Genomic DNA, 21595 nt, shown 5'->3' with positions numbered 1-21595 from the left:
AGGAATTCCGCGGGCCTGTGTGCTGAGTGCAATTACAGCAAGGAAGCCCCCGGGTGGAGGACCGAAACCGTGGCCGGGGCCCGGCATACCACGGTGGTCACCACCCCGACCGGCCACCACTACCGGTCCCAGGCACCACCGCTGCCCGGAGACACCAGCTGAGACCCACCGGCCAGCAAAGGGAATCAGTTCAGAGGGTTGAGCCGGTGGACGTCCGGTAAGGAGGAGACATCCCCGCCGCTGAGCGCCGTCGCCACCCAGAGGGATCTTTCGGCCTCGTCGAAGAGGCCTTCCTCGGCATGGGTCAGGACGTCCTCCACCGCCCGGGCCACCGCCCATCCCACCGCCGATTCCTCGTCGAGTCCGGCCGCTTCACTGAGATGGCGGAGACGACGTCGCAAGGCGGGGCCGGAGTTTCGGGAGGGCAGGTCGGCCAAACGATTCTCGAGCATCGGCAGGACGCCGAATTCCCGGTCGCCGATCACTGGGTGGGGGTTGATGGCCACGAATTCCCCGGTGGGCGGCCGCCGGAGCGCGCTGAAGTAGTGCAGCTCGGAGTGCACCAGGAAGTCCCGGTCGTCACGTCGGCCGACGGCACCGCGAACCTGGCAGAGTTCCAGTGCGGCCTCAAGCAGACGCCGGGGGAGCACCGGCGGAAGCTCGGCCCACCGGGCGGGAAGCTCATCGTTCCAGCGTTCGGCGAGGGCATCGGTTCTCTCCACCATCCCAGCGCCCGCCGTCGTCGGCGTAAGCTCCCGGGCCGGCAGGCTCAGCCGGGACATCAACTGCCCCCAGATCTCGACGGCCTCCGGCAGGGCCATGGAGCCCAGATCGTGATCCGGGTCCAGACGTTCCAACAGCAGGAACCCGTCCTCTTCCGCGAACAACGTGACCGCGCCTTGCCCGGACCACCAATGCAGTGCCGTGGCCTCGGTGGCCAGGACGGGATCGGGGATCTGGCATTTGAGCGCCAGGCGGGCTCCCGCTGCGTCGATGACGGGAACCACGAGCCCCGCGTGACCGGCAAGGAATGGATGCGGCGCTGAAGGATCCGGGACCAGATGCCAGCTCCCGCATCGGGCCAGGACGCGTTCACACAGGGTGTCCAGCCAGGGCCTTCCCGCCGACGACCGCAACGCCTGGTGGCGGAGCGGTGCCGGAAGATCCTGGAACTGAGCGCGAAAGGCATCGCGGGCACGATCGGTGTCCATGACTTCCTCAGGTGAGGTCGGGAATGGTGTTCGCCAAGGTGAATGAACGCTCGGCCGACAGCCAGGTTTCCGCGATCAGCGCCGGACGGACCGGCTGTTCGGAGGCCGCAGCGGCATCACGAAGCAGGCCCGCCAACTGGCCCTCCGCCTCGGCGACCGACGCGATGGGCTTCGACGAGAAATCCCGGGGGAGCTGGTAGGCCGGTTCCCGGACGGGGGTGCATCCGGCAGGCAGCAGATCCTCCAGCCGGTGACCCAGCTCGGCGGAGGCCTCCGAGAGCTCCCAGCCCTTCCGGGTCGAATCCCCGGGCTGTTTGACGGCGGCCATCTGGTATCCATACGCAAGCCGGAAAGCAGCATCGGAGGCCTGCTCCAGGGCGCCGGCCGAAGCCTGGTCCTGCGCGGAGATACCCTCGGTACTGCTCGCCGGAAGAGGGGTGGCAGAAACCGAGGAACCGGCATTCGTCCCCGGTGCCGCCGGACTACCGGTGGCGCCATCCGTTGGCTCGGCCGCGCAGGAGCCCTCGGGCAACTGGTGGCTCTCGGCATCTTGCCAGGCATGAGTTGCCTCGGGGATCACGAACTTCGGCAATTTCTTCGAGGCACCGTCCCCGGGGATCTTTCCTGCCAGCCGCTGGGCGGCCAGGCGTTGTTCGATGCCCGAACCCAGAACTGCCGGGACCTCACTGGAAGCGGCGTCGGTGGCGGCCTCCAGCAGCCAGTTGGCCGTATCGGCCAGTTCCACGGCCACTTCGGTGACGGAGGTGGTGGTGGATGCCGCAGTAGCGGAAGGAGTCGCCGGATCCGTGGTTTTGGCGCTTGGTGAGGCAGGTGCCGACGCGCTCTGGTCGGCCTCCTGCTGTACGTGGGCAGCCAGCCCCGGTGTGAGAAGTTCCACATGCCGACGCAACATGGTGGAGATCCGTTCCAGCTCGGTGGCCGACGCCTTGTCGACCGTCGGGGCCTTCTCCGACGGGGGCGAGGCAGGAGCCGAGGCGGATGGGGAGGCACTTCCCGCGTCCTGCCCGGAGGTTCCGGTGGCCAGTTCCTCAGCGGTTCCTGCCAGGGCGAGCATGGTCCGGGAAGCCTTTTCCTGTGGGCTCATCTGTTGCCCACCGCCCCGGGAATCCGGGCCCCAACGGCTTTCGACCGTCGTGCCGATACCGATCACGATGGCAGCCACCAGCAGCAGGCCCAAGGTGCGCAGCAGGAACCTGGCCACTGCGGAGAACCCGCGCCGTGGTGAACGGCGGGGACCACGGGGGGAGGGGGAGCGTGTAACCATCGACACGATCATCCCATGGGCCCCGCTGAACCAGGGGCTCGATGCCACCCGTGGCGGGCTCGATCTTCCGAGGGGACGGACCAGTGAACCGCCCGGCGGGCCCTGCCACGGGGTGCGACGTCGGCGGAGCCGCGAAATTGTCGATACTCTTGTACGCACAACATCGAATATGTGGGAGGAAGTCATGTCCGAACAGCCGGCAGGAACCCCGTCCGAAGGGCAGCGGCTCAAGGAGTATCTGGAACCCACCGTTTCCGCCCACAACCTCCTCCTTGAAGAGGTCGAGGTCCGCTCCAGTGCCGACCACCGCACGGTGAACGTCATCGTGGATCTGTTCGAAGGAACCGGAAGCGTCGATCTCGACACACTGGCCGAGGTCTCCCAAGCCGTATCAACGGCCATGGACCAGGCGCCCGCCGAGCCGGGGCCGGCCTATGAACTCGAGGTCTCCTCGCCCGGAATCGGCCGTCCGCTGACGTTGCCGCGCCACTGGCGCCGGAACATCGGTCGTCTGGTCAAGATCAACCTGATCGGCGAAGACAACATCACCGGACGGTTGATGGAAGCCGACGACGAGACCGTGACCGTCGTCCCCGACGTCCCGGTGAAGAAGGGCATGAAACCCAAGCAGGGCGAGCCCCGTGTGATCGCCTATGGCGACATCCGTCGAGGCACCGTGGACGTCGAGTTCACCACTCCAGGGCCCCTGGACGACGAAGTACCGGAAATCGACGAGGCGCAGGAGGCCTGACATGGATATTGATATGAGCGCACTGCGACTCCTGGAATCGGAACGCGAGATTCCACTGCACCTGATCATCCCGACCATCGAGCAGGCGTTGGTCATGGCCTATCACAAGTCCCCGGGAGCCATTGATCGCGCCCGGGCCGAACTGGACCAGAAGAGCGGCCGAGTCACGATCTGGGCCACCGACACCGACGAGGACGGCAACGAACTCGCCGAATTCGACGACACCCCTGAAGGCTTCGGCCGCATCGCCGCCAGCACGGCCCGGCAAATCATCCTCCAGCGTCTGCGCGACGTGGAGGACGACAACATCCTGGGACAGTTCAAGGGCAAGGAAGGCGAACTGATCTCCGGCCAGATCCAGCAGGGCAACAACCCGATCATGATCCAGGTCAACCTGGGAACCATCGAGGCCCTCCTGCCACCACCGGAACAGGTGCCGGGCGAAAAATATATCCATGGTGCGCGCATCAGGGCCTACGTCACCGACGTGCGCAAGGGCCTGAAGGGCCCCGCCATCACCCTGTCGCGTTCGCACCCCAACCTGGTGCGCCGGCTCTTCGAGCTCGAGGTCCCGGAAATCGCGGACGGAACCGTCGAGATCGTCTCCCTGGCCCGCGAAGCGGGGCACCGGACCAAGATCGCCGTGCGCCCCACGAAGCCCGGAATCAACGCCAAGGGTGCTTGCATCGGCGAGATGGGCTCGCGTGTGCGTGCGGTCATGAACGAGCTCTACGACGAGAAGATCGACCTTGTGGACTACAACGAGGATCCGGCCCGGTTCATCGCCAATGCCCTCTCCCCGTCGAAGGTCAAGTCGGTCACCATCGTCGATGAGGCCATCCGCCAGGCCCATGTGGTCGTTCCGGACTACCAGTTGTCGCTGGCCATCGGCAAGGAAGGGCAGAACGCCCGTCTGGCGGCCAAGCTCACCGGCTGGCGGATCGATATTTCCTCCGATGCCAACCCGAACGGGCGTGTCGAGGCGGTTCGTCCCGAGTGACCGTCGGCACCGATGCCCCATGGGCGGTGGGAAAAGCGGTAGACTAGTCAGTGGTCCGTTCAGGTCCGCCGACCCCAACCCAGGAGTTGACTCCCTCGCGTGAGCTCGCAGCATCAGCCGCAGCGTACGTGTGTCGGGTGTCGGGAATCGACGGATCAGGATCAGTTGTTGCGTTGGGTGGTCGAAGGAACAGGCTCATTGGTCGTTCCCGACCCCAGTCGATGCAAGTCCGGTAGGGGTGCCTGGTTGCACCCCGCACCGGTATGTGCAGCCCGTGCCGTGAAGCGGCGGGCGTTCCGCAGGGCCTTCAGGGCCCCCGTGGACGACTCGCAAGTGGAAATTGCATTGGCCGCACTGGGTGCGCCCCCGCCGGGTGGTAGCACCGAATCAACCGTCAAACGTGAAAGCGGGTCAGAAATCTGATGGAAACCCGATGAGTGTCAAGCGATGAGCGCCTAACGATGACCAATCAGTTATGCGCAACGATCGGCATGCTGCCTCTGGGCGGCTACCGACCAAGCCCGAAACAGACGGTTCGCACCCGGTAAGAAGTGAGTGCAGGGGCGGACCGAGATAGGAGAAATGTGGCCAAGGTCCGCGTACACGAGCTCGCCAAAGAGCTCGGCATCACTTCGAAGGATGCAGTGGCAAAACTGCAGGAACTGGGCGAATTCGTCCGTTCCGCTTCGTCGACCATTGAAGCGCCCGTAGTCAAGAAACTACGGAGCGCATTCCCCCAGTCCGAGGCACCGGCGAAGCCGGCTGCCAAGGCACCGGAAGCAGCCAAGCCGGCCACCCCGGCGGCTCCGGCCAAGGAGGCCCCTGCGGCCCCTGCTGCTCCGGCAAGCCCTGCGTCCAACGCCCCGCGTCCCGGCGCCCGTCCGGCCCCGAAGCCCGGCGTGACCCCGGCAGCACCCGCTGCCCCGGCGACTCCGGAGCCCGTGGCAGAGAAGCCGGCGGCTGCCGAAGCGCCGGCTGCCGAGGATTCCTCGGCGGCGAAGCCGGCCGCACCGCGTCCGACGACCGCCAAGCCCGGTGCCCCGCGCCCCGGCAACAACCCGTTCTCATCCCAGCAGGGGATGCGCGGCAAGGACTCCGGTCCCGGCGGGCCGCGTCCCGGTGCACGATCGGGCGCCCCGCGTCCCGGTGGGCCGCGTCCGGGGAACAACCCGTTCGCGTCCCAGCAGGGCATGCGGACCGGATCCCCGGCAGGCCAGGGTGGACCGCGTCCGCCGGCCGGTGCCGGTGGTCCTCGTCCGGGTGCGCCTCGTCCGGGAGCCCCGCGCCCCGGTGCCGGTGCCCCGAGCACTCGTCCGGGTGGGCCCCGCCCGACCCCGGGCATGATGCCCAACCGCACCGAGCGTCCGGCCCCGGCCGGTGGAGGCCGTCCCGGCGCTCCAGGACGCGCAGGCGGCCCCGGCCGTCCCGGTGGCGGCTTCGGCGGCAAGGGTGGTGGCCGCGGTCGCGGTGGCACCCAGGGTGCCTTCGGCAAGGGAGGCGCCGGTCGCGGCAAGCAGCGCAAGTCGAAGCGGGCGAAGCGCCAGGAACTGGAGCAGATGAGTGCACCGTCGCTGGGCGGCGTGAGCATTCCCCGTGGCAACGGCGAGACCATCGTGCGCCTGCGTCGTGGTGCCTCCATCACCGACTTCGCCGACAAGATCGAAGCCAACCCGGCGGCACTGGTCACGGTGCTGTTCCACCTCGGCGAGATGGCCACGGCCACCCAGTCGCTGGATGAGGGGACCTTCGACGTCCTGGGCGACGAGCTGGGCTATAAAGTCCAGATCGTTTCCCCGGAGGACGAGGAGCGCGAGCTGCTCGAATCCTTCTCCATCGACCTGGATCAGGAGCTCGAGGACGAAGGCGACGAGGACCTCATGGCACGGCCCCCGGTGGTCACCGTCATGGGTCACGTCGACCACGGCAAGACCCGACTGCTCGATGCGCTGCGCAAGTCCAACGTTATCGAGGGCGAAGCCGGCGGCATCACCCAGCACATCGGTGCCTACCAGATCAGCCACGAACACGAGGGCAACGAACGTGCCGTCACGTTCATCGATACCCCCGGTCACGAGGCCTTCACGGCCATGCGTGCCCGTGGTGCGAAGGTCACCGACATCGCCGTGCTCGTGGTCGCCGCGGACGACGGCGTCATGCCGCAGACCGTTGAGGCGCTCAACCACGCCCAGTCGGCCGACGTGCCGATCGTCGTGGCAGTGAACAAGATCGATAAGGACGCGGCGAACCCCGACAAGGTCAAGGGCCAGCTCGCCGAATACGGCGTCGTACCCGAGGAATACGGTGGCGACACCATGTTCGTCGAGGTCTCGGCGCTGAAGAACCTGGGCATCGAGGAACTGCTCGAGGCGGTGCTGCTGACCGCGGACGCCGCACTGGACATGCGCGCCAACCCGAATAAGGATGCTCGCGGCATCGCCATCGAGGCCAACCTCGATAAGGGTCGTGGTGCAGTGGCCACCGTGCTGGTGCAGTCCGGCACGCTGAAGGTCGGCGACACGATCGTCGCCGGTCAGGCCCACGGACGCGTCCGTGCCATGTTCAACGAGAATGGCGAGAACCTGGAAACGGCGACCCCGTCGCGTCCGGTCCAGGTGCTGGGTCTGTCGACCGTCCCCCGGGCCGGCGACACGTTCCTGGTCACCTCGGATGAGCGGACCGCCCGTCAGATCGCCGAGAAGCGTGAGGCGGCCGACCGCAACGCCCAGCTGGCGAAGCGTCGCAAGCGCATCACCCTGGAGGACTTCGACCAGGCCGTTGCCGATGGCAAGATCGACACCCTCAACCTCATCCTCAAGGGTGACGTGTCCGGTGCCGTGGAAGCCCTCGAGGATTCACTGCTCAAGATCGACGTGGGCGAAGGCGTGCAGTTGCGCGTCATCCACCGCGGCGTCGGTGCCATCACGCAGAACGACGTCAACCTGGCAACCGTGGACAACGCGATCATCATCGGCTTCAACGTCAAGCCTGCCGAGCGCGTTTCCGATCTGGCCGATAAGGAAGGCGTTGACATGCGCTTCTACTCGGTCATCTACGCGGCCATCGATGACATCGAGCTGGCCTTGAAGGGCATGCTGAAGCCGGAGTACGAGGAAGCCCAGCTGGGTACGGCGGAGGTCCGCGAGGTCTTCCGTTCCTCCAAGTTCGGCAACATCGCCGGCTCGATCGTCCGCAGCGGGACGATCCGACGCAACAGCAAGGCGCGTGTCACCCGCGATGGCAAGGTCATCGGGGACAAGCTGACGGTGGATTCGCTGAAGCGCTTCAAGGACGACGCCACCGAGGTCCGCACGGACTTCGAATGTGGTATCGGATTGGGCTCCTTCAACGACATCAAGGAAGGCGACATCATCGAGACCTTCGAGATGCGCGAGAAGCCGCGCGTCTAGACGCCAAGGCAGTACGACGCCGGACGCTCGCCTGACGGGCGGGCGCCCGGCGTCTTCTTTTCCACACAGCAGCAAGAACCAGCACAAGGTATCCCCAGGAGGGCATCATGGCCGATCCGGCTCGCGCGGCACGGCTCGCGCAACGCATCAAGGTCCTGGTCGCGCAGTCGCTCGGCAAGGTGGTGAAGGATCCCCGCGTTGAAAACGTGACGATCACCGACACCCGTGTCACCAACGACCTGCAGAACGCGACCGTCTACTACACAGTCCTCGGCGAGGACGCAGAAAAGGCCGCAGCCGCCGCAGGGCTGGCCAAGGCCAAGGGGATCCTGCGCAAGGAGGTCGGGCGCAACCTGACCGTCCGGTTGACCCCGACCCTGGAATTCGTCGCCGACGAAATCCCAGTGAACGCCTCCAACCTGGAGGAATTGCTGCGTGAGGCCAAGGAGCGTGACGCCGAGGTGGCCGCGCTGGCTTCCGAGGCGACGCACGCCGGGGACGCCGATCCCTATAAGCATGACGACGAGGACGACGAGACAGAAGTCTAGGTCCCGCGTCTTTCACCATCGACGGCGGCTGCCGTGCAGGAGATCACCTGCACGACGGCCGCCGTCGCTTTTCGGGGCCGATACCGGCAGGTCAATTAGCACCTCCAGGCACCTTGAAGCGGGCATTGACTTCCCCGGGGCACGGTCCTATCTTCGGTTCAGCAGTATCCAGCGGAGGGGACTGAAACCATGAGCGGGTCAGAACGTTCCGTGTTGTGGGTGGCAATTCTTGCCTCGTTCGTGGCCTTTCTCGACGGCTCCATCGTCAATGTCGCCCTCCCGGCGATCGCCAGTGAACTGGGCGGGGGAATCACCACCCAGCAGTGGGTGCTCGACGGCTATCTGCTCACCCTGGGTTCGTTGATCATGGTGGCGGGCAGTTTATCCGATATCTTCGGGCGGGTGCGGATGCTCCGCTTCGCACTCATCTTCTTCGGCGCTGCGTCACTCCTCTGTGCCGTGGCCCCCAGCACCGGCGTCCTGTTGACCGCACGTCTACTTCAGGGAGCTGCGGCCGCACTGCTGGTACCCAGCTCGTTGGCGCTGATCACTTCCACTTTCGCTGAAGAACCCAGGGCGCGGGCCATCGGACAATGGACGGCCTGGACGGGGACCGCTTTCGTCGCAGGGCCCCTGTTGGGCGGACTGTTGGTGGATGCTGTTTCATGGCGGCTGGTTTTCGCCATCAACGTGCTCCCGATCGCCGTCACCCTGGTCCTACTACTCAAGCTCCACGAGCCGGCGAAACCCTCGGCGCGGACGCCGATCGATGTTCTCGGCGCGTTGCTGGCGGCTCTGGGGCTGGGGGGAACGGTCTTTGCCTTGATCTTCCAGGACGGGCGGGGGTGGGCAGCTCCGTTGGTTTCCCTGCCGCTTGCTGGGGGATTGGCCTGTCTGGGCGCCTACATGTGGAGGCAGAAAACGGCACGGCACCCGATGATGCCCCTTCACTTGTTTCGGGAGCGGAACTTCGGCATCGGAAACCTGGCCACCGCGGCGTTCTACGCGGGGATCACGCTGGGGACGTTCATCATCCCGATCTTCTTGCAGGAGACGGCAGGGTTCACCGCATTTTCAGCGGGTATGGCCACCATCCCGTTGACCTTGATGTCCTTGGCACTCTCCGCACTCTTCGGGACCTTTGCTGGTCGATACGGGCCCAGGCTATTCATGTCCGTGGGACCCGTGATCGGAGCTGCCGGCTTCCTGCTGATGCTCTCGGCAACGGAACCGCTGGACTACTGGCAGCACATTCTGCCGGGTGTCGTGCTCTTCGGGCTGGGCCTGGCGGTGACAGTCGCCCCGCTGACCGCGGCAGTCCTTGGGGCCATCGACCCGGCCCAGAGCGGTATCGGATCGGCTATCAACAACGCGGTGTCACGGGTGGCCGGTCTCCTCGCCGTTGCTGCCGTGGGCTGGTTCGCCGGTCCGGTCCTGGACTTCGCGGCCTTCCACCGGGTACTTCTGGTGGCGGCGCTGCTGATGATCGCGGCCGGTGTCGTCTCGGCGCTGGGCATCAGCAACGCACAAAACGCCAGCGGCAGGCCCGTCCCACCCGAAGCGATGGCGGCATGCCACGACCGAGTCGTCCCGGAGGGGCCGGATTTCCCCGGCATGTAAGCCTGATCGCGAGGAGACCTCGAGCACAAAAAAGACTTCCAAAAATTTCGGTGAACTTGTCTTTTCGTGCGCATTATGAGGGGTTTATTCTGAATAAACAAGGATTCAAGTCAAACACAAGGAAGTGTTGACCATGGGCCTCGCACACGAGACTGAGCGCGGATCATTCGAATCGACCGATAAGGCCCTGAAACGAAATCTGTCCTTTACGCAACTGTTGTTCCTGGGCGTCAGCGCCCAAATCGGGTCCGGGTGGCTCTTCGGGGTGTTGGCGGCCGCCGGAGTCGCCGGGCCGGCAGCCATCCTGTCCTGGATCATCGCCTCGGTCCTGGTGTTCCTGATCGCCCTGACCTATCTCGAACTCGGGGCCATGCTTCCCCGCTCCGGGGCCATCGTCAGATACACGTTCCTGAGCCACGGTGCCTTCTCCGGCTGGATCATCGGCTGGGCCTATTGGCTGTCCGTGGTCTCCATCCCGCCGATCGAGGCCGAAGCGACACTGACGTACATCGGTGGACGGTTCCCCGACACCCATTTCCTGACCACCGTGGACGGGGTGCAACTGCTCAGCTGGCCCACCGGGATCCTCAGCGGATTCGTCCTGATGTTCCTCTTCTTCGTGTTGAACTTCTTCGGGGCCCGGTTCCTGGCCGAATCCAACCGGTGGGTGACCATCTGGAAGATCGCCTTGCCGACGTTGACCTTCATCTTCCTCTTCTTCATCCTCGACGGCAGCAACTTCACCACCTATGGCGGTTTCGCCCCGTTGGGTGTTCCCCCGATCTTCCACGCCATCGCCACCACGGGCATCATCTTCTCCCTCTTGGGTTTCAGGCAGGCACTGGACTTCGGCGGGGAGGTCAGGAATCCGCAGCGCAACGTCCCTTTGGCGACCATTGGTTCCATCGCGATCCCGGCAGTGATCTACACCCTGCTGCAAGTGGCGTTCATCGGGGCCATCAACTGGAAGGACATGGGCCTCAAGGGCGGTCAATGGGACCAGTTGGTGGCCGGAGGCTGGGCGGACGGGCCGCTGTTCCATGCACTCGGCTCGGCCAACATCGCGGCGCTGGCGGCCCTGGGTACCTTCCTGCTCATCGATGCGGCCGTGTCCCCGTTGGCCACCGGGTGGGTGTATCTGGGGACCGGCGCCCGCACCGGATACGGGCTCGGGGTGTACCGGAACATCCCCAAGAAGTTCACCGAGAGCAACCGCTTCGGGATCCCCTGGGTGGCCCTGGTCGTCTCGGCCGTGGTCGGATGCGTGTTCTTCGTCCCGGCACCGAGTTGGTACCAACTGGTGGGGTTCATCAGTTCGGCGGCGGTGCTGACCTACATCATGGGCGGGGTGGGGCTACCGGTCCTGCGCAGGACCGCCGGGTCACTGAAGCGGCCCTTCCGGCTGAGGGCCTACCGGTTCTGGTCCCCGATCTCCTTCCTGGCCGCGGTGCTGATCCTGTACTGGAGCGGCTTCTCCACCCTGGCCAACGTCTTCACGGCCACATTCATCGGGCTGCCCTTCTTTACCGCCTACTATGCGTGGAAGAGCAAGTGGATCTCGGCGGTCCCGGCATTTGCGATCAGCATCATCTTCTTCGTCTTGTGGATCTGGGTGGCCACCGTTGGCGGATGGGTCCTCAGCGGGGCCCAGGCCCAGCGCCCCGGAGGCTGGCCGTTCCCGGTGTACTACGCGGTGTTCTGTGTCCTGGTGATCGCCTTCTGCGCGGCCCTGTGGTTCTTCAGCAACAAAACCGGGCGGTGCCACGTGAACGCGACCTGGTGGCTGATCTGGCTGTTGTTGGCTTCGCTGCTGGTGGGCTACCTCGGCGTCTACGGCCCCTTGGAATCACCGGTGCTGCATTTCCCCTGGGGCATGGGCGTGGAACTCCTGGTGGGCATCGTCACCTATGTCTGGGCCGTCAGATCCGGTTTCAACACCGGCGAAGTCCAGCAGATCGTCGAAGAAGCAGCCGCCCGCGGGGGAGAGGTCTCCTCCGACGGGATCTGACCGGCAAAGCCCGGGGAGGGGAGCCGCCTCTTGTACCGCCCTCGGAGGCGGCGGTGAACACGGGGACTTCGGGCCGCCTATACTAGGGTGCGTGAAAAAAGGTGCCAGCACAGCTCAGGACGACGTCGGATCGGGACTGGTGATCGTCGACAAGCCCCAGGGCTGGACGAGCCACGACGTCGTCGGCCGGACCCGCCGTCTCGCAGGGACCCGCAAGGTCGGCCACGCCGGGACCCTGGATCCCATGGCGACCGGGGTATTGGTGGTCGGGGTGAATAAGGCCACCCGTCTGCTGACCTACATCGTCGGGGCCACCAAGACGTACGAAGCCACCATCCGCCTCGGCGAGAACACCGTCACCGACGATGCCGAAGGCGAGCTGCTCCAGGCGCGCATCGCCGCGGCGGTCACCGAGGAACAGATCCACCGCGAGGTGGCCGGACTGACCGGTGACATCGAGCAGGTCCCCTCCTCCGTCAGCGCCATCAAGGTCAACGGGGAACGCTCCTATGCCAGGGTGCGCAGCGGTCAGGAAGTGGATCTTCCCTCGCGGCCGGTCACGGTCAGCCGCTTCGAGGTCCACGAGGTGCGCCGCCTGCGCGGGGGCAAGATCCAGGACGTCGACGTCACCGTCGAATGCTCCTCGGGCACCTACATCCGGGCCCTGGCCCGTGACCTCGGCGAGGACCTGGGCGTCGGGGGACACCTGACCGCACTGCGGAGGACCCGAGTGGGCCCCTACGGCATCGACGGCGCCCGGACCATGGAGCAGCTGGCCGAGGAATTCGGGATGCTTTCCCTGGATGCAGCGGCCCGGGCCCTGTTCGAAAACCGCGAACTCAGTGCCGAGGAAGCCACCGAACTGTCCTTCGGACGCCGGATCGGGCCCAATGCCCAGGACTATGCCGTCACTGCCGCCTTCTCCCCGGACGGGACCTGCGTGGCCCTGCTGAAGAACAAGGGCGGCGCCGCGAAGCCCGAGATCGTCTTCGTCACCGCCTGAGCCCGCACACCCGACCCCGCCCGCCAGCCGAAAGGTAGCAACCCACCGTGATCGTCGATGGATTCTTCATTGCCGGGGTGATCATCTGTGCGCTCTCCGTCGTGCTCAGCGTCGTCGCCACGATCCTGCGGGACCACCCGGACGACTACGCCATCATCTCCGTGGCCGCCGTGGAGGTCTTCCTCATCGTCTATGGCATCGCCGCGGCGGTCCGCCAGGCGGGCGGGGAGACGATCTCCGGTGAAGCCTGGGAGTTCTGGGGGTACGTGGCCACCGCGTTGTTCGTCCCGGTCGTGGCCTTCGCCTGGGCCATCACCGACAAGACCCGCTGGTCCAACGCCGTCCTGGCCGCCGTCGGCCTCACCGTATTCGTCATGTTGTATCGCATGGAACAGATTTGGGATGGAGCCACCCTCGTATGAATGCACCAGCCACCCAGCGCCCGAACAGCCGCCAAGCCGGGCTGGGGCGGATCATCATCGCCGTCTACGGGATCTTCGCGATCTCCTCCACGGCCCGCGCCGGCTACCAGGTCCTGACGAAGTTCGGTGAAGCGCCCCTGGCCTATGCCCTCAGTGCCGTGGCCGCCATCATCTACATCATCGCGACCATCGCCCTGGCCTCGAAGAAGCCCGGCAGCTGGAAGGTGTCCTTCCTGGCGGTGCTCATCGAGCTGATCGGGGTCATCGTGGTGGGCATCCTGTCCTTCGCGCTGCCGCAGGACTTCGCCCACCCGGCGGTCTGGTCGCACTTCGGGCAGGGGTACGGATACATCCCGTTGGTGCTGCCACTGATCGGCCTGTGGTGGCTGAACCGGCATCGTGAAGCGGAAGCCGACAGCTAGCCGAATTCAGCTTCAGGGGGCCGATCGTGAATAATGGAAAGGCGTCAGCCCGGCCACCGAACAACCGCCGCATTCCCAAGGAGCACAGTGCACTACTGGAAAGGCCTCGAATCCGTCCCCCCGGACTTCGGGCCATCCGTCGTGACCATCGGCAACTTCGATGGTGTCCACCGCGGCCACCGCGAGGTCCTGTCCACGCTGACCCGTCTGGCCGGCGAACGCAGTGCTGCCGCCGTGGCCATCAGTTTCGATCCGCATCCGGCGAAGGTGCACCGTCCCGATAGCTACCTGCCCCTGATCATGGGGTTGGCCGACCGGGTGGACTCACTGGCCGAGACCGGTCTGGACGCGGTCCTGATGGTGAACTACACGCTGGCCTTCTCCCAGGCCACCGCCGAGGAATTCGTCCAGGATGTCATCGTCGACCGGCTGCACGCCTGCGCCGTCGTCGTCGGTCATGACGTGCGGTTCGGGCGCGGGAACGCGGGGGACTTCGACACCATGGTCGAGCTGGGAAGGATCCACGGATTCGACGTCATCGGCATCGACGATGTCGGTGAGACCCGCCGCTGGTCCTCCACCTGGATCCGCGAGGCCCTCACCGACGGGGACGTGGCCACCGCCAACGAGATCCTCGGTCGCGCCCACCGGATGCGCGGGGAAATCGTCCACGGGGCCGCCCGGGGGCGTGAACTCGGGTTTCCGACGGCGAACCTGTCCACCGACGCCTCGGGGATCATCCCCGCCGACGGGGTCTATGCCGGCTGGCTCGTCGACGAGGCGGGCATGCGGTGGCCTGCCGCCATTTCCGTCGGGTCGAACCCGACCTTCGAAGGGGTGAGCCGGCAGGTCGAGGCCCATGTCATCGACCGTCCCGATGAAGAGGTCGGGGACTTCGATCTCTACGGCCAGCAATCCGTCGTCGAATTCGTGGCCCGGTTGCGACCGATGGTCGCCTACCACGGCATCGAGGCGTTGATCGAGCAGATGAACGAGGACGTCGAGTTGGCCCGCGGGGTCCTGGAACATGACCGGGCCGGCGCCTGAGCGCGAGCCCGTCGAACCGGTGACCCGGCCCGCACCGGACGCCCCGCTTCCCAATCTTCCTGCCGGCGGGCCGGCCATCGAAGCCTCCCGCCGCCGGTCCTTCGGCGCCGCCTTCGCCCACGGGGGAGGGCTCTATGATGCCGTTCGCCCGGGTTACCCCGCGGAGGTCGTTGACTTCCTGCTCCCCGCCGGGGCCCGCGACGCAGTGGACCTGGGGGCGGGGACCGGCATCCTCAGCAGGGAACTGGCCGCCCGGGGACTGCGTACGACCGCGGTGGACCCCTCGGAGGACATGCTCGCCCAATTGCGGCTGAAATCCTCATCGATCACCACCGTGCTGGCCACCGCCGAGCAGACCTGCCTTCCGGCGGGATCCTTCGACGTGGCCACCGCGGCGCAGTCCTGGCATTGGGTGGACGTTCCGGCCGCCTCCGCCGAGACCGCCCGGATCCTGCGCCCTGGAGGCCGGTTGGCGCTGGTTTGGAACCAGCTGGACGTCACCGTGCCCTGGGTGCACCGGCTCAGTCGCATCATGCATGCCGGTGACGTGCACCGTCCCGGGTTCGTTCCGGAGATCGGGCCGGAATTCACCGGGTGGGAGTCGAGGGGCCTGCACTGGGAGCAGACGGTGACCCCGGAACTGTTGATTGAACTGGCCAAATCACGCAGCTACTACCTGCGGGCGAAGGCACCCATCCGGGCCCGGGTCGAGGGGAACCTGGACTGGTACCTCCATGAGCATCTGGGGCACGAGCCGGGCGAAGAGCTGGGGCTGCCCTACTTCACCCACGCCTGGAGGGCCCATCGTCGGTAGTGACCGGTGATGATAGACTGGTTGGCGGTGTGCGCTGCAGTCCGCGGTTGCGTGTCATCACGCCGGAGACGGCAAATCAACTGTTCGCGGTACAACTCCAGGAGTTAATGTGGCCCTCGACGCTACTGTCAAGACCGAAATCATGAAGGCCTACGCCACCCACGAAGGCGACACGGGTTCCCCGGAGGTGCAGGTTGCTGTTCTCTCACGTCGCATTCTGGACCTGACGGAACACCTCAAGACGCATCAGCACGACCACCACACCCGCCGTGGCCTCATGGGCATGGTCGGACGTCGTCGCCGCATGCTCGGTTACCTCAAGAACACCGACATCGTCCGCTACCGTACGCTCATCGAGCGCCTCGGCCTGCGCCGCTAGTCGGTTCCACGGAAGCGGTCCTCCCGACGGAGGGCCGCTTCCGGGCACGGGGCCGGAGGCCCCACGCCGCCAACACCAATGAAAACCGCAGGAAGCCAGCCATCAAGGACATTCGCGGTCCTCGGTAGTGGTTTACGGGAATCCGGCACGACGCCGGCAACCCCGTGGGCCTCGATCGAAGACCGGGTGCCCCCTCCGGTGGAACCGGAGGAGAGGATCGGCTGGGCCTGCGCCACAACAGAAACGGAGGTGACTCTCCATGGAGGGTCCCGAAATTCAGTTCGCAGAAGCGGTCATCGACAATGGCCGGTTCGGAACGCGCACGATCCGCTTTGAGACCGGCCGTCTGGCCCAGCAGGCAGCAGGCGCTGCCATGGTCTACATCGACGACGACACGTCCATGCTCTCGGCCACCTCGGCCGGCAAGCACCCCCGCGAGGGCTTCGACTTCTTCCCGCTGACGGTGGACGTCGAGGAGCGCATGTACGCAGCCGGCCGCATTCCCGGCAGCTTCTTCCGCCGCGAGGGCCGCCCCTCGACCGAGGCCATCCTGGCCTGCCGCCTCATGGACCGCCCGCTGCGTCCGGCCTTCGTCAAGGGCCTGCGCAACGAGGTCCAGGTGGTCGTCACCATCCTGTCCATGAACCCGGACGACCTGTACGACGTGGTGGCCATCAACGCCTCCTCGATGTCCACGCAGCTCTCGGGCCTGCCGTTCTCCGGCCCCATCGGCGGCGTCCGCGTTGCCCTGGTCGACGAAGGAAACGGCGCCCAGTGGGTCGCCTTCCCGAAGCACTCACAGCTGGAGAACGCCGTGTTCTCGATGGTGGTTGCCGGTCGCGTGAGCGGTGACGACGTCGCCATCATGATGGTCGAGGCCGAAGCCACCGACCACGCCTGGAACCTGATCAAGGAAAACGGCGCCACCGCCCCGACCGAAGAGGTCGTGGCCGAGGGCCTCGAGGCGTCCAAGCCGTTCATCAAGGTCCTCTGCGACGCGCAGGCCGATCTGGCCGCCCGCGCCGCGAAGCCGACCGTCGAGTTCCCGGTCTTCCGCGACTTCGAGGACGACGCCTACGCCGCCGTCGAGTCCGCCGCATCGGCCAAGCTCACCGAGATCTTCGCGATCGCCGATAAGCAGGAGCGCGACACCGCCTCCAGCGCCTACCGCGACGAGGTCGTCGAGCAGCTCGCCGCCGAAGGCAAGCAGTTCGAAGGCCGCGAGAAGGAGGTCTCCAAGGCCTTCGCCGCGGTGACCAAGCACGTCGTGCGCCAGCGCATCCTCACCGAACAGGTCCGCATCGACGGCCGTGGACTGACGGACATCCGCCAGCTCACCGCCGAGGTCGAGGTCCTGCCCCGCGTGCACGGTTCGGCGATCTTCGAGCGCGGCGAAACCCAGATCATGGGTGTCACCACGCTGAACATGCTCAAGATGGAGCAGCAGATCGACTCGTTGTCGCCGGTGACGCGCAAGCGCTACATGCACAACTACAACTTCCCGCCGTACTCCACCGGCGAGACCGGCCGCGTGGGTTCGCCCAAGCGCCGCGAAATCGGCCACGGGGCCCTCGCCGAGCGCGCCATCGTGCCGGTGCTGCCCACGCGTGAGGAATTCCCCTACGCGATCCGCCAGGTCTCCGAGGCCTTGAGCTCCAACGGGTCCACCTCTATGGGCTCGGTCTGCGCCTCGACCCTGTCGCTGCTCAACGCCGGTGTGCCGCTGCGCGCCCCGGTGGCCGGCATCGCCATGGGCCTGGTGTCCGACCAGGTTGACGGCCAGACCCGCTACGCGGCGATGACCGACATCCTCGGTGCCGAGGACGCCATGGGCGATATGGACTTCAAGGTCGCCGGTACCTCGGAGTTCGTCACCGCCATCCAGCTGGACACCAAGCTCGACGGCCTGCCGGCCTCCGTGCTCGGCGCCGCGCTGAAACAGGCCCGTGAAGCACGCCTGCACATCCTCTCGGTGATCAACTCCGCGATCGACGCCCCGGATGAGATGAGCGAATTCGCTCCGCGCATCATCTCGGTGAAGATCCCCGTGGATAAGATCGGCGAGGTCATCGGCCCGAAGGGCAAGATGATCAACACCATCCAGGAGGACACCGGGGCCGACATCTCCATCGAGGATGACGGCACCGTGCTGATCGGTGCGACCAACGGCGAGTCCGCCGAGTCCGCCCGTTCCGCCATCAACGCGATCGCCAACCCGATGGTTCCGGAGGTCGGCGAACGCTACCTCGGGACCGTGGTGAAGCTGACCACGTTCGGCGCCTTCGTGTCCCTGACCCCGGGCAAGGACGGCCTGCTGCACATCTCGGAGCTGCGCAAGCTCTCCGGTGGCAAGCGCGTCGAGGACGTCGAGGACGTCGTCTCCGTGGGCCAGAAGCTCCAGGTGGAGATCACCAAGGTCGATGACCGCGGAAAGCTCTCCCTGGCGCCCGTCGTGGCTGAAGAGGCCGAAGCCTCGGCCGTCGACGCGTAAGGACGAGTACCACCCATGGCTTTGATTCCTTTGCCGCTTCACGGCTCGGGAATGTTCCCGTACACCGCTGAGCAGGGCGCTTCAGAGGCCGGCTCGCCGATCGAGTACGGGGATCCAACCATCCTGGCCGGGGAGGCCGGAGGGGCGCTGGTGCGCCGCTCCGTCCTCCCCGGCGGGGTGCGGGTGCTGACCGAGGCCATGCCCGGACAGCGCTCCGCCACCATCGGCTTCTGGGTCGGTGTCGGTTCACGGGACGAGGTCGAGGGCCAACACGGTTCGACCCACTTCCTGGAACACCTGCTCTTCAAGGGCACCTCACGCCGTGGCGCGATGGACATCGCCACGGCCTTCGACGAGGTCGGCGGCGAATCCAATGCCGCCACCGCCAAGGAAAGCACCTGCTACTTCGCCCGCGTCCTGGACGCGGATCTGCCGCTGGCCATCGACATCATCGCGGACATGATTACCTCCGCCGTCCTCGATCCCGGCGAACTCGAGCAGGAACGCGACGTCATCCTCGAGGAGATCGCCATGGACGGCGACGACCCCGGCGACGTCGCCCATGAACATTTCGTCTCCGCAGTGTTGGGGGAGCACCCGCTGGCCCGCCCCATCGGAGGGACCCCCGAAGCGATCCTGGGGATCGGCCGCGAGGCCGTACTGGACCACTACCGTCGTTTCTACAAACCCAGCGAACTGGTCATCACCGTCGCCGGGTCCCTGGACCACGACGAAGTCTGCGACCAAGTCATCGAGGCATTGCGTGCCTCCGGCTGGACGCTCGAGGAGGGGGCCGCCCCCGAACCCCGGCGCAGCACGGAACCGGTGCCCGTCAGCGGACAACACACCATCGACGTCATCCGCCGTCCCGTGGAACAAACCAACATCATCATGGGCTGCCCGGGCATCGTCGCCACCGACGAGCGACGCCACGTGATGAGCGTGCTCAACGCAGTGCTCGGCGGGGGCATGTCCTCGCGCCTGTTCCAGGAGATCCGCGAGAAGCGCGGCCTGGTGTATTCGACCTACTCCTTCTCCGCCGCCTATTCCGACGTCGGATACTTCGGCATGTATGCCGGCTGCGCCCCGGTCAAGACCGGGCAGGTGATCGGGCTGCTCGGGGAGGAACTGGACCGGTTGGCCGCCGAGGGGATCAGCCCGGAGGAACTGCGCAAGGCCGTCGGCCAGCTCTCCGGCGGCATGGTCCTGGCGCTGGAGGATCCGGGCTCACGCATGGGCCGTCTGGGTCGAGCCGAACTGGTGACCGGCGTCTTCCAGGACCTGGACGAATCGCTGGCCCGGGTCAGGGCCGTCACCGTCGAGGACGTCCAGGCGCTGGCCCGCGAACTGGCCTCCAGAGCTCGAACGGTCACGGTCGTCGGCCCCTTCGACACGCCCGGGGACTTCGGCTACTAGGCCGCCACGCCGCCACCTGTTGCCCGGAAACAGGTTCGACAAACTATGCTGTGGCATATGTGTGAAACACATCACTCGCACCCAACACTCGCATAGTTGTTGAAAGGTAAGATCCACCATGAATTTGAATGGCGTGACGGAGGTGCTGGACGATATCAGCGGTATCGTCTGGGGCCCGTTCCTGCTGATCCCCTTACTTCTGGGGGCAGGGTTGTACTTAACCATCAGGTTGGGGGGCCTGCAGTTCCTGAAACTGGGTGCCGCCTTGCGGCTGGGGATCCTGAAGCGCAAGGATCCCGGCACCGAGGGGGATATCTCCCAGTTCCAGGCGCTGACCACCGCTCTGGCGGCCACCGTGGGTACCGGTAACATCGTCGGTGTCGCCACGGCCATCGGCATCGGCGGCCCGGGCGCCCTGTTCTGGATGTGGATTACCGGGTTGCTGGGCATGGCCACGAAATACTCGGAGGCCTTCCTGGCCGTCCGCTTCCGCGGCACCGATGCCGCGGGTGAAAAGTCAGGTGGCCCGCAGAACTACCTCGAACGCGGCATCAAGGGGCCGTTCGGCAAGATCCTGGCGCTCTCCTTCGCCATCTTCGCCGTCCTGGCCAGCTTCGGCATCGGCAACATGACCCAGGGCAACGCCATTGCCGCCAACGTCGAGAGCAGCTGGGGTGCCCCGCTGTGGCTCACCGGCTTGACCTTGACCGTGTTGACCATGATCGTCCTGGTCGGCGGCATCAAATCCATTGGCCGCGTTACTGCCGGTCTGGTCCCGGTGATGATCGTCTTCTACATCCTGGGTGCCATCTACATCCTGCTGGCCAACCTGGGCCAGGTTCCCGCGGCCCTGGGCCTGATCTTCACCGACGCCTTCACCGGCACGTCAGCGGTGGGCGGTTTCACCGGTTCGGCGATCATCATCGTGATCCAGTTCGGTGTGGCCCGCGGCCTGTTCTCCAACGAGTCCGGCCTGGGTTCGGCGCCGATTGCCGCTGCCGCAGCGCAGACCTCGCACCCGGTCCGCCAGGGCCTGGTCTCCATGACCCAGACCTTCATCGACACCATCATCGTGGTCAGCTTCACCGGCCTGGTCATCGTGACCACGGGTGCCTGGAGCGAAACCGATCCGGAATCCGGGGAACAGATCTCCGCGGCACTGATGACCGGCGAGGCCTTCAGCCACGGGCTGCCGGGGGAATGGGGCCACTGGGTCGTGACGATCGGTCTGGTGCTCTTCGCCTTCTCCACCCTGTTGGGATGGTCCTACTACGGCGAACGCAATATGGAAAAGCTCTTCGGGCGCCGAACGGTCATGCCGTTCCGTGTCGTCTGGTCCCTGGTCGTCTTCATCGGTGCCACGGTGCAGCTCGAGGTCGTCTGGGCGTTCTCGGATGTCATGAACGGACTGATGGCTCTGCCGAACCTCATCGGTCTGATCGTCCTCTCCGGGCTGATCGTGCGCGAGACCCGTTGGTACCTCAAGCATGACCCCAAGCTCGAGGCCACCAAGGACGAGATCGAGGCTTTCATGAAGGACCAGCCCGGCTGGGACCAGTGGAAGTCCGGCGACATCGTCGGTTCCTCGCAGAACTACGGCGGGTCCAGTAAGAGGGATGGCATGCGCCAGTAGCGGATGGTGCGGCAGCCTGCGGGCCGCCGCACCCCGACCCGAGAAGGCGGGCCGGTCACCGGGAGGACACCCCGGGACCGGCCCGCCTTTTCGGGTGATGCCGGCGAATTGGGGCACGACGGCGCCGGCCGTGCATGG

Annotated in this window: 18 protein-coding genes; 16 read left to right on the top strand and 2 right to left on the bottom strand. The window is 66.0% G+C overall.

What is annotated here, in order from left to right:
* Positions 1-185: 185 nt before the first annotated feature.
* Both ACT3S6_RS08865 and ACT3S6_RS08860 read right to left on the bottom strand, forming a co-directional pair.
* Positions 186-1211, bottom strand: coding sequence for an aminoglycoside phosphotransferase family protein (locus tag ACT3S6_RS08865; RefSeq protein WP_444554643.1), 1026 nt, complete (start codon positions 1209-1211; stop codon positions 186-188).
* Between the two features lie 7 nt (positions 1212-1218).
* The gene (locus tag ACT3S6_RS08860; RefSeq protein WP_444554642.1) at positions 1219-2496 is read right to left on the bottom strand and encodes a hypothetical protein; all 1278 of its coding nucleotides are present in this window, start codon (positions 2494-2496) and stop codon (positions 1219-1221) included.
* A gap of 184 nt (positions 2497-2680) precedes the next feature.
* Between ACT3S6_RS08860 and rimP the strand changes: the two genes are divergently transcribed.
* The 16 genes from rimP to ACT3S6_RS08780 all read left to right on the top strand — a co-directional run bounded on the left by rimP (position 2681) and on the right by ACT3S6_RS08780 (position 21457).
* Positions 2681-3247: a ribosome maturation factor RimP gene (rimP, locus tag ACT3S6_RS08855; RefSeq protein ID WP_444554641.1), complete on the top strand. Its 567-nt coding sequence runs from the start codon at positions 2681-2683 to the stop codon at positions 3245-3247.
* A 1-nt stretch (position 3248) separates the two neighbouring features.
* Complete coding sequence (gene nusA, locus ACT3S6_RS08850) at positions 3249-4247, top strand: transcription termination factor NusA (protein ID WP_444554640.1); 999 nt, start codon at positions 3249-3251, stop codon at positions 4245-4247.
* A 99-nt stretch (positions 4248-4346) separates the two neighbouring features.
* Positions 4347-4670: a YlxR family protein gene (locus tag ACT3S6_RS08845; RefSeq protein ID WP_444554639.1), complete on the top strand. Its 324-nt coding sequence runs from the start codon at positions 4347-4349 to the stop codon at positions 4668-4670.
* A 161-nt stretch (positions 4671-4831) separates the two neighbouring features.
* Positions 4832-7654, top strand: a complete 2823-nt coding sequence (gene infB / locus ACT3S6_RS08840; RefSeq protein ID WP_444554638.1) for a translation initiation factor IF-2 — start codon at positions 4832-4834, stop codon at positions 7652-7654.
* Between the two features lie 107 nt (positions 7655-7761).
* Positions 7762-8202 carry a 30S ribosome-binding factor RbfA gene (gene rbfA, locus ACT3S6_RS08835; protein ID WP_444554637.1) on the top strand — a complete coding sequence of 147 codons (441 nt, stop codon included), beginning with the start codon at positions 7762-7764 and terminating at the stop codon, positions 8200-8202.
* Positions 8203-8391: 189 nt separating this feature from the next.
* A complete protein-coding gene (locus ACT3S6_RS08830; protein ID WP_444554636.1) occupies positions 8392-9822 on the top strand; it encodes an MFS transporter in 1431 nt (476 codons plus the stop codon).
* A 133-nt stretch (positions 9823-9955) separates the two neighbouring features.
* A complete protein-coding gene (locus ACT3S6_RS08825) occupies positions 9956-11830 on the top strand; it encodes an APC family permease (RefSeq protein WP_444554635.1) in 1875 nt (624 codons plus the stop codon).
* 91 nt (positions 11831-11921) lie between these two features.
* Positions 11922-12833, top strand: coding sequence for a tRNA pseudouridine(55) synthase TruB (gene truB / locus ACT3S6_RS08820; RefSeq protein WP_444554634.1), 912 nt, complete (start codon positions 11922-11924; stop codon positions 12831-12833).
* A 47-nt stretch (positions 12834-12880) separates the two neighbouring features.
* Positions 12881-13255, top strand: a complete 375-nt coding sequence (locus tag ACT3S6_RS08815) for a hypothetical protein (RefSeq protein ID WP_444554633.1) — start codon at positions 12881-12883, stop codon at positions 13253-13255.
* The gene (locus ACT3S6_RS08810; protein WP_444554632.1) at positions 13252-13677 is read left to right on the top strand and encodes a hypothetical protein; all 426 of its coding nucleotides are present in this window, start codon (positions 13252-13254) and stop codon (positions 13675-13677) included. Before ACT3S6_RS08815 ends, ACT3S6_RS08810 begins: the two co-directional genes overlap by 4 nt.
* An 87-nt stretch (positions 13678-13764) precedes the next feature.
* Positions 13765-14724, top strand: a complete 960-nt coding sequence (locus tag ACT3S6_RS08805; protein WP_444554631.1) for a bifunctional riboflavin kinase/FAD synthetase — start codon at positions 13765-13767, stop codon at positions 14722-14724.
* On the top strand, positions 14705-15538 hold the full coding sequence (locus tag ACT3S6_RS08800) for a class I SAM-dependent methyltransferase (RefSeq protein ID WP_444554630.1): 834 nt from the start codon (positions 14705-14707) through the stop codon (positions 15536-15538). Before ACT3S6_RS08805 ends, ACT3S6_RS08800 begins: the two co-directional genes overlap by 20 nt.
* Positions 15539-15647: 109 nt before the next feature.
* On the top strand, positions 15648-15917 hold the full coding sequence (gene rpsO, locus ACT3S6_RS08795) for a 30S ribosomal protein S15 (protein ID WP_444554629.1): 270 nt from the start codon (positions 15648-15650) through the stop codon (positions 15915-15917).
* Between the two features lie 259 nt (positions 15918-16176).
* Complete coding sequence (locus tag ACT3S6_RS08790) at positions 16177-18408, top strand: polyribonucleotide nucleotidyltransferase (protein WP_444554628.1); 2232 nt, start codon at positions 16177-16179, stop codon at positions 18406-18408.
* A gap of 15 nt (positions 18409-18423) precedes the next feature.
* Positions 18424-19824: a M16 family metallopeptidase gene (locus ACT3S6_RS08785; RefSeq protein WP_444554627.1), complete on the top strand. Its 1401-nt coding sequence runs from the start codon at positions 18424-18426 to the stop codon at positions 19822-19824.
* 118 nt (positions 19825-19942) lie between these two features.
* Positions 19943-21457: an alanine/glycine:cation symporter family protein gene (locus ACT3S6_RS08780; RefSeq protein ID WP_444554626.1), complete on the top strand. Its 1515-nt coding sequence runs from the start codon at positions 19943-19945 to the stop codon at positions 21455-21457.
* Positions 21458-21595: the final 138 nt, after the last annotated feature.

Origin of the sequence: Arthrobacter sp. AOP36-C1-22, assembly GCF_052377515.1 — a bacterium.
GTDB lineage: Bacteria > Actinomycetota > Actinomycetes > Actinomycetales > Micrococcaceae > Arthrobacter_H.
Note: the sequence above shows the minus strand (reverse complement) of the source record. Positions and strands in the feature narration are given on the sequence as shown.

What these genes read in the sequence shown, in the direction of transcription:
- rimP (WP_444554641.1), top strand. Translation starts at nt 2,681, where the DNA reads ATGTCCGAACAGCCGGCAGGAACCCCGTCCGAAGGGCAGCGGCTCAAG.
- ACT3S6_RS08825 (WP_444554635.1), top strand. Translation starts at nt 9,956, where the DNA reads ATGGGCCTCGCACACGAGACTGAGCGCGGATCATTCGAATCGACCGAT.
- ACT3S6_RS08780 (WP_444554626.1), top strand. Translation starts at nt 19,943, where the DNA reads ATGAATTTGAATGGCGTGACGGAGGTGCTGGACGATATCAGCGGTATC.
- ACT3S6_RS08810 (WP_444554632.1), top strand. Translation starts at nt 13,252, where the DNA reads ATGAATGCACCAGCCACCCAGCGCCCGAACAGCCGCCAAGCCGGGCTG.
- ACT3S6_RS08800 (WP_444554630.1), top strand. Translation starts at nt 14,705, where the DNA reads ATGACCGGGCCGGCGCCTGAGCGCGAGCCCGTCGAACCGGTGACCCGG.
- ACT3S6_RS08865 (WP_444554643.1), bottom strand. Translation starts at nt 1,211, where the DNA reads ATGGACACCGATCGTGCCCGCGATGCCTTTCGCGCTCAGTTCCAGGAT.
- ACT3S6_RS08830 (WP_444554636.1), top strand. Translation starts at nt 8,392, where the DNA reads ATGAGCGGGTCAGAACGTTCCGTGTTGTGGGTGGCAATTCTTGCCTCG.
- ACT3S6_RS08860 (WP_444554642.1), bottom strand. Translation starts at nt 2,496, where the DNA reads ATGGTTACACGCTCCCCCTCCCCCCGTGGTCCCCGCCGTTCACCACGG.
- rbfA (WP_444554637.1), top strand. Translation starts at nt 7,762, where the DNA reads ATGGCCGATCCGGCTCGCGCGGCACGGCTCGCGCAACGCATCAAGGTC.
- ACT3S6_RS08790 (WP_444554628.1), top strand. Translation starts at nt 16,177, where the DNA reads ATGGAGGGTCCCGAAATTCAGTTCGCAGAAGCGGTCATCGACAATGGC.
- ACT3S6_RS08785 (WP_444554627.1), top strand. Translation starts at nt 18,424, where the DNA reads ATGGCTTTGATTCCTTTGCCGCTTCACGGCTCGGGAATGTTCCCGTAC.
- nusA (WP_444554640.1), top strand. Translation starts at nt 3,249, where the DNA reads ATGGATATTGATATGAGCGCACTGCGACTCCTGGAATCGGAACGCGAG.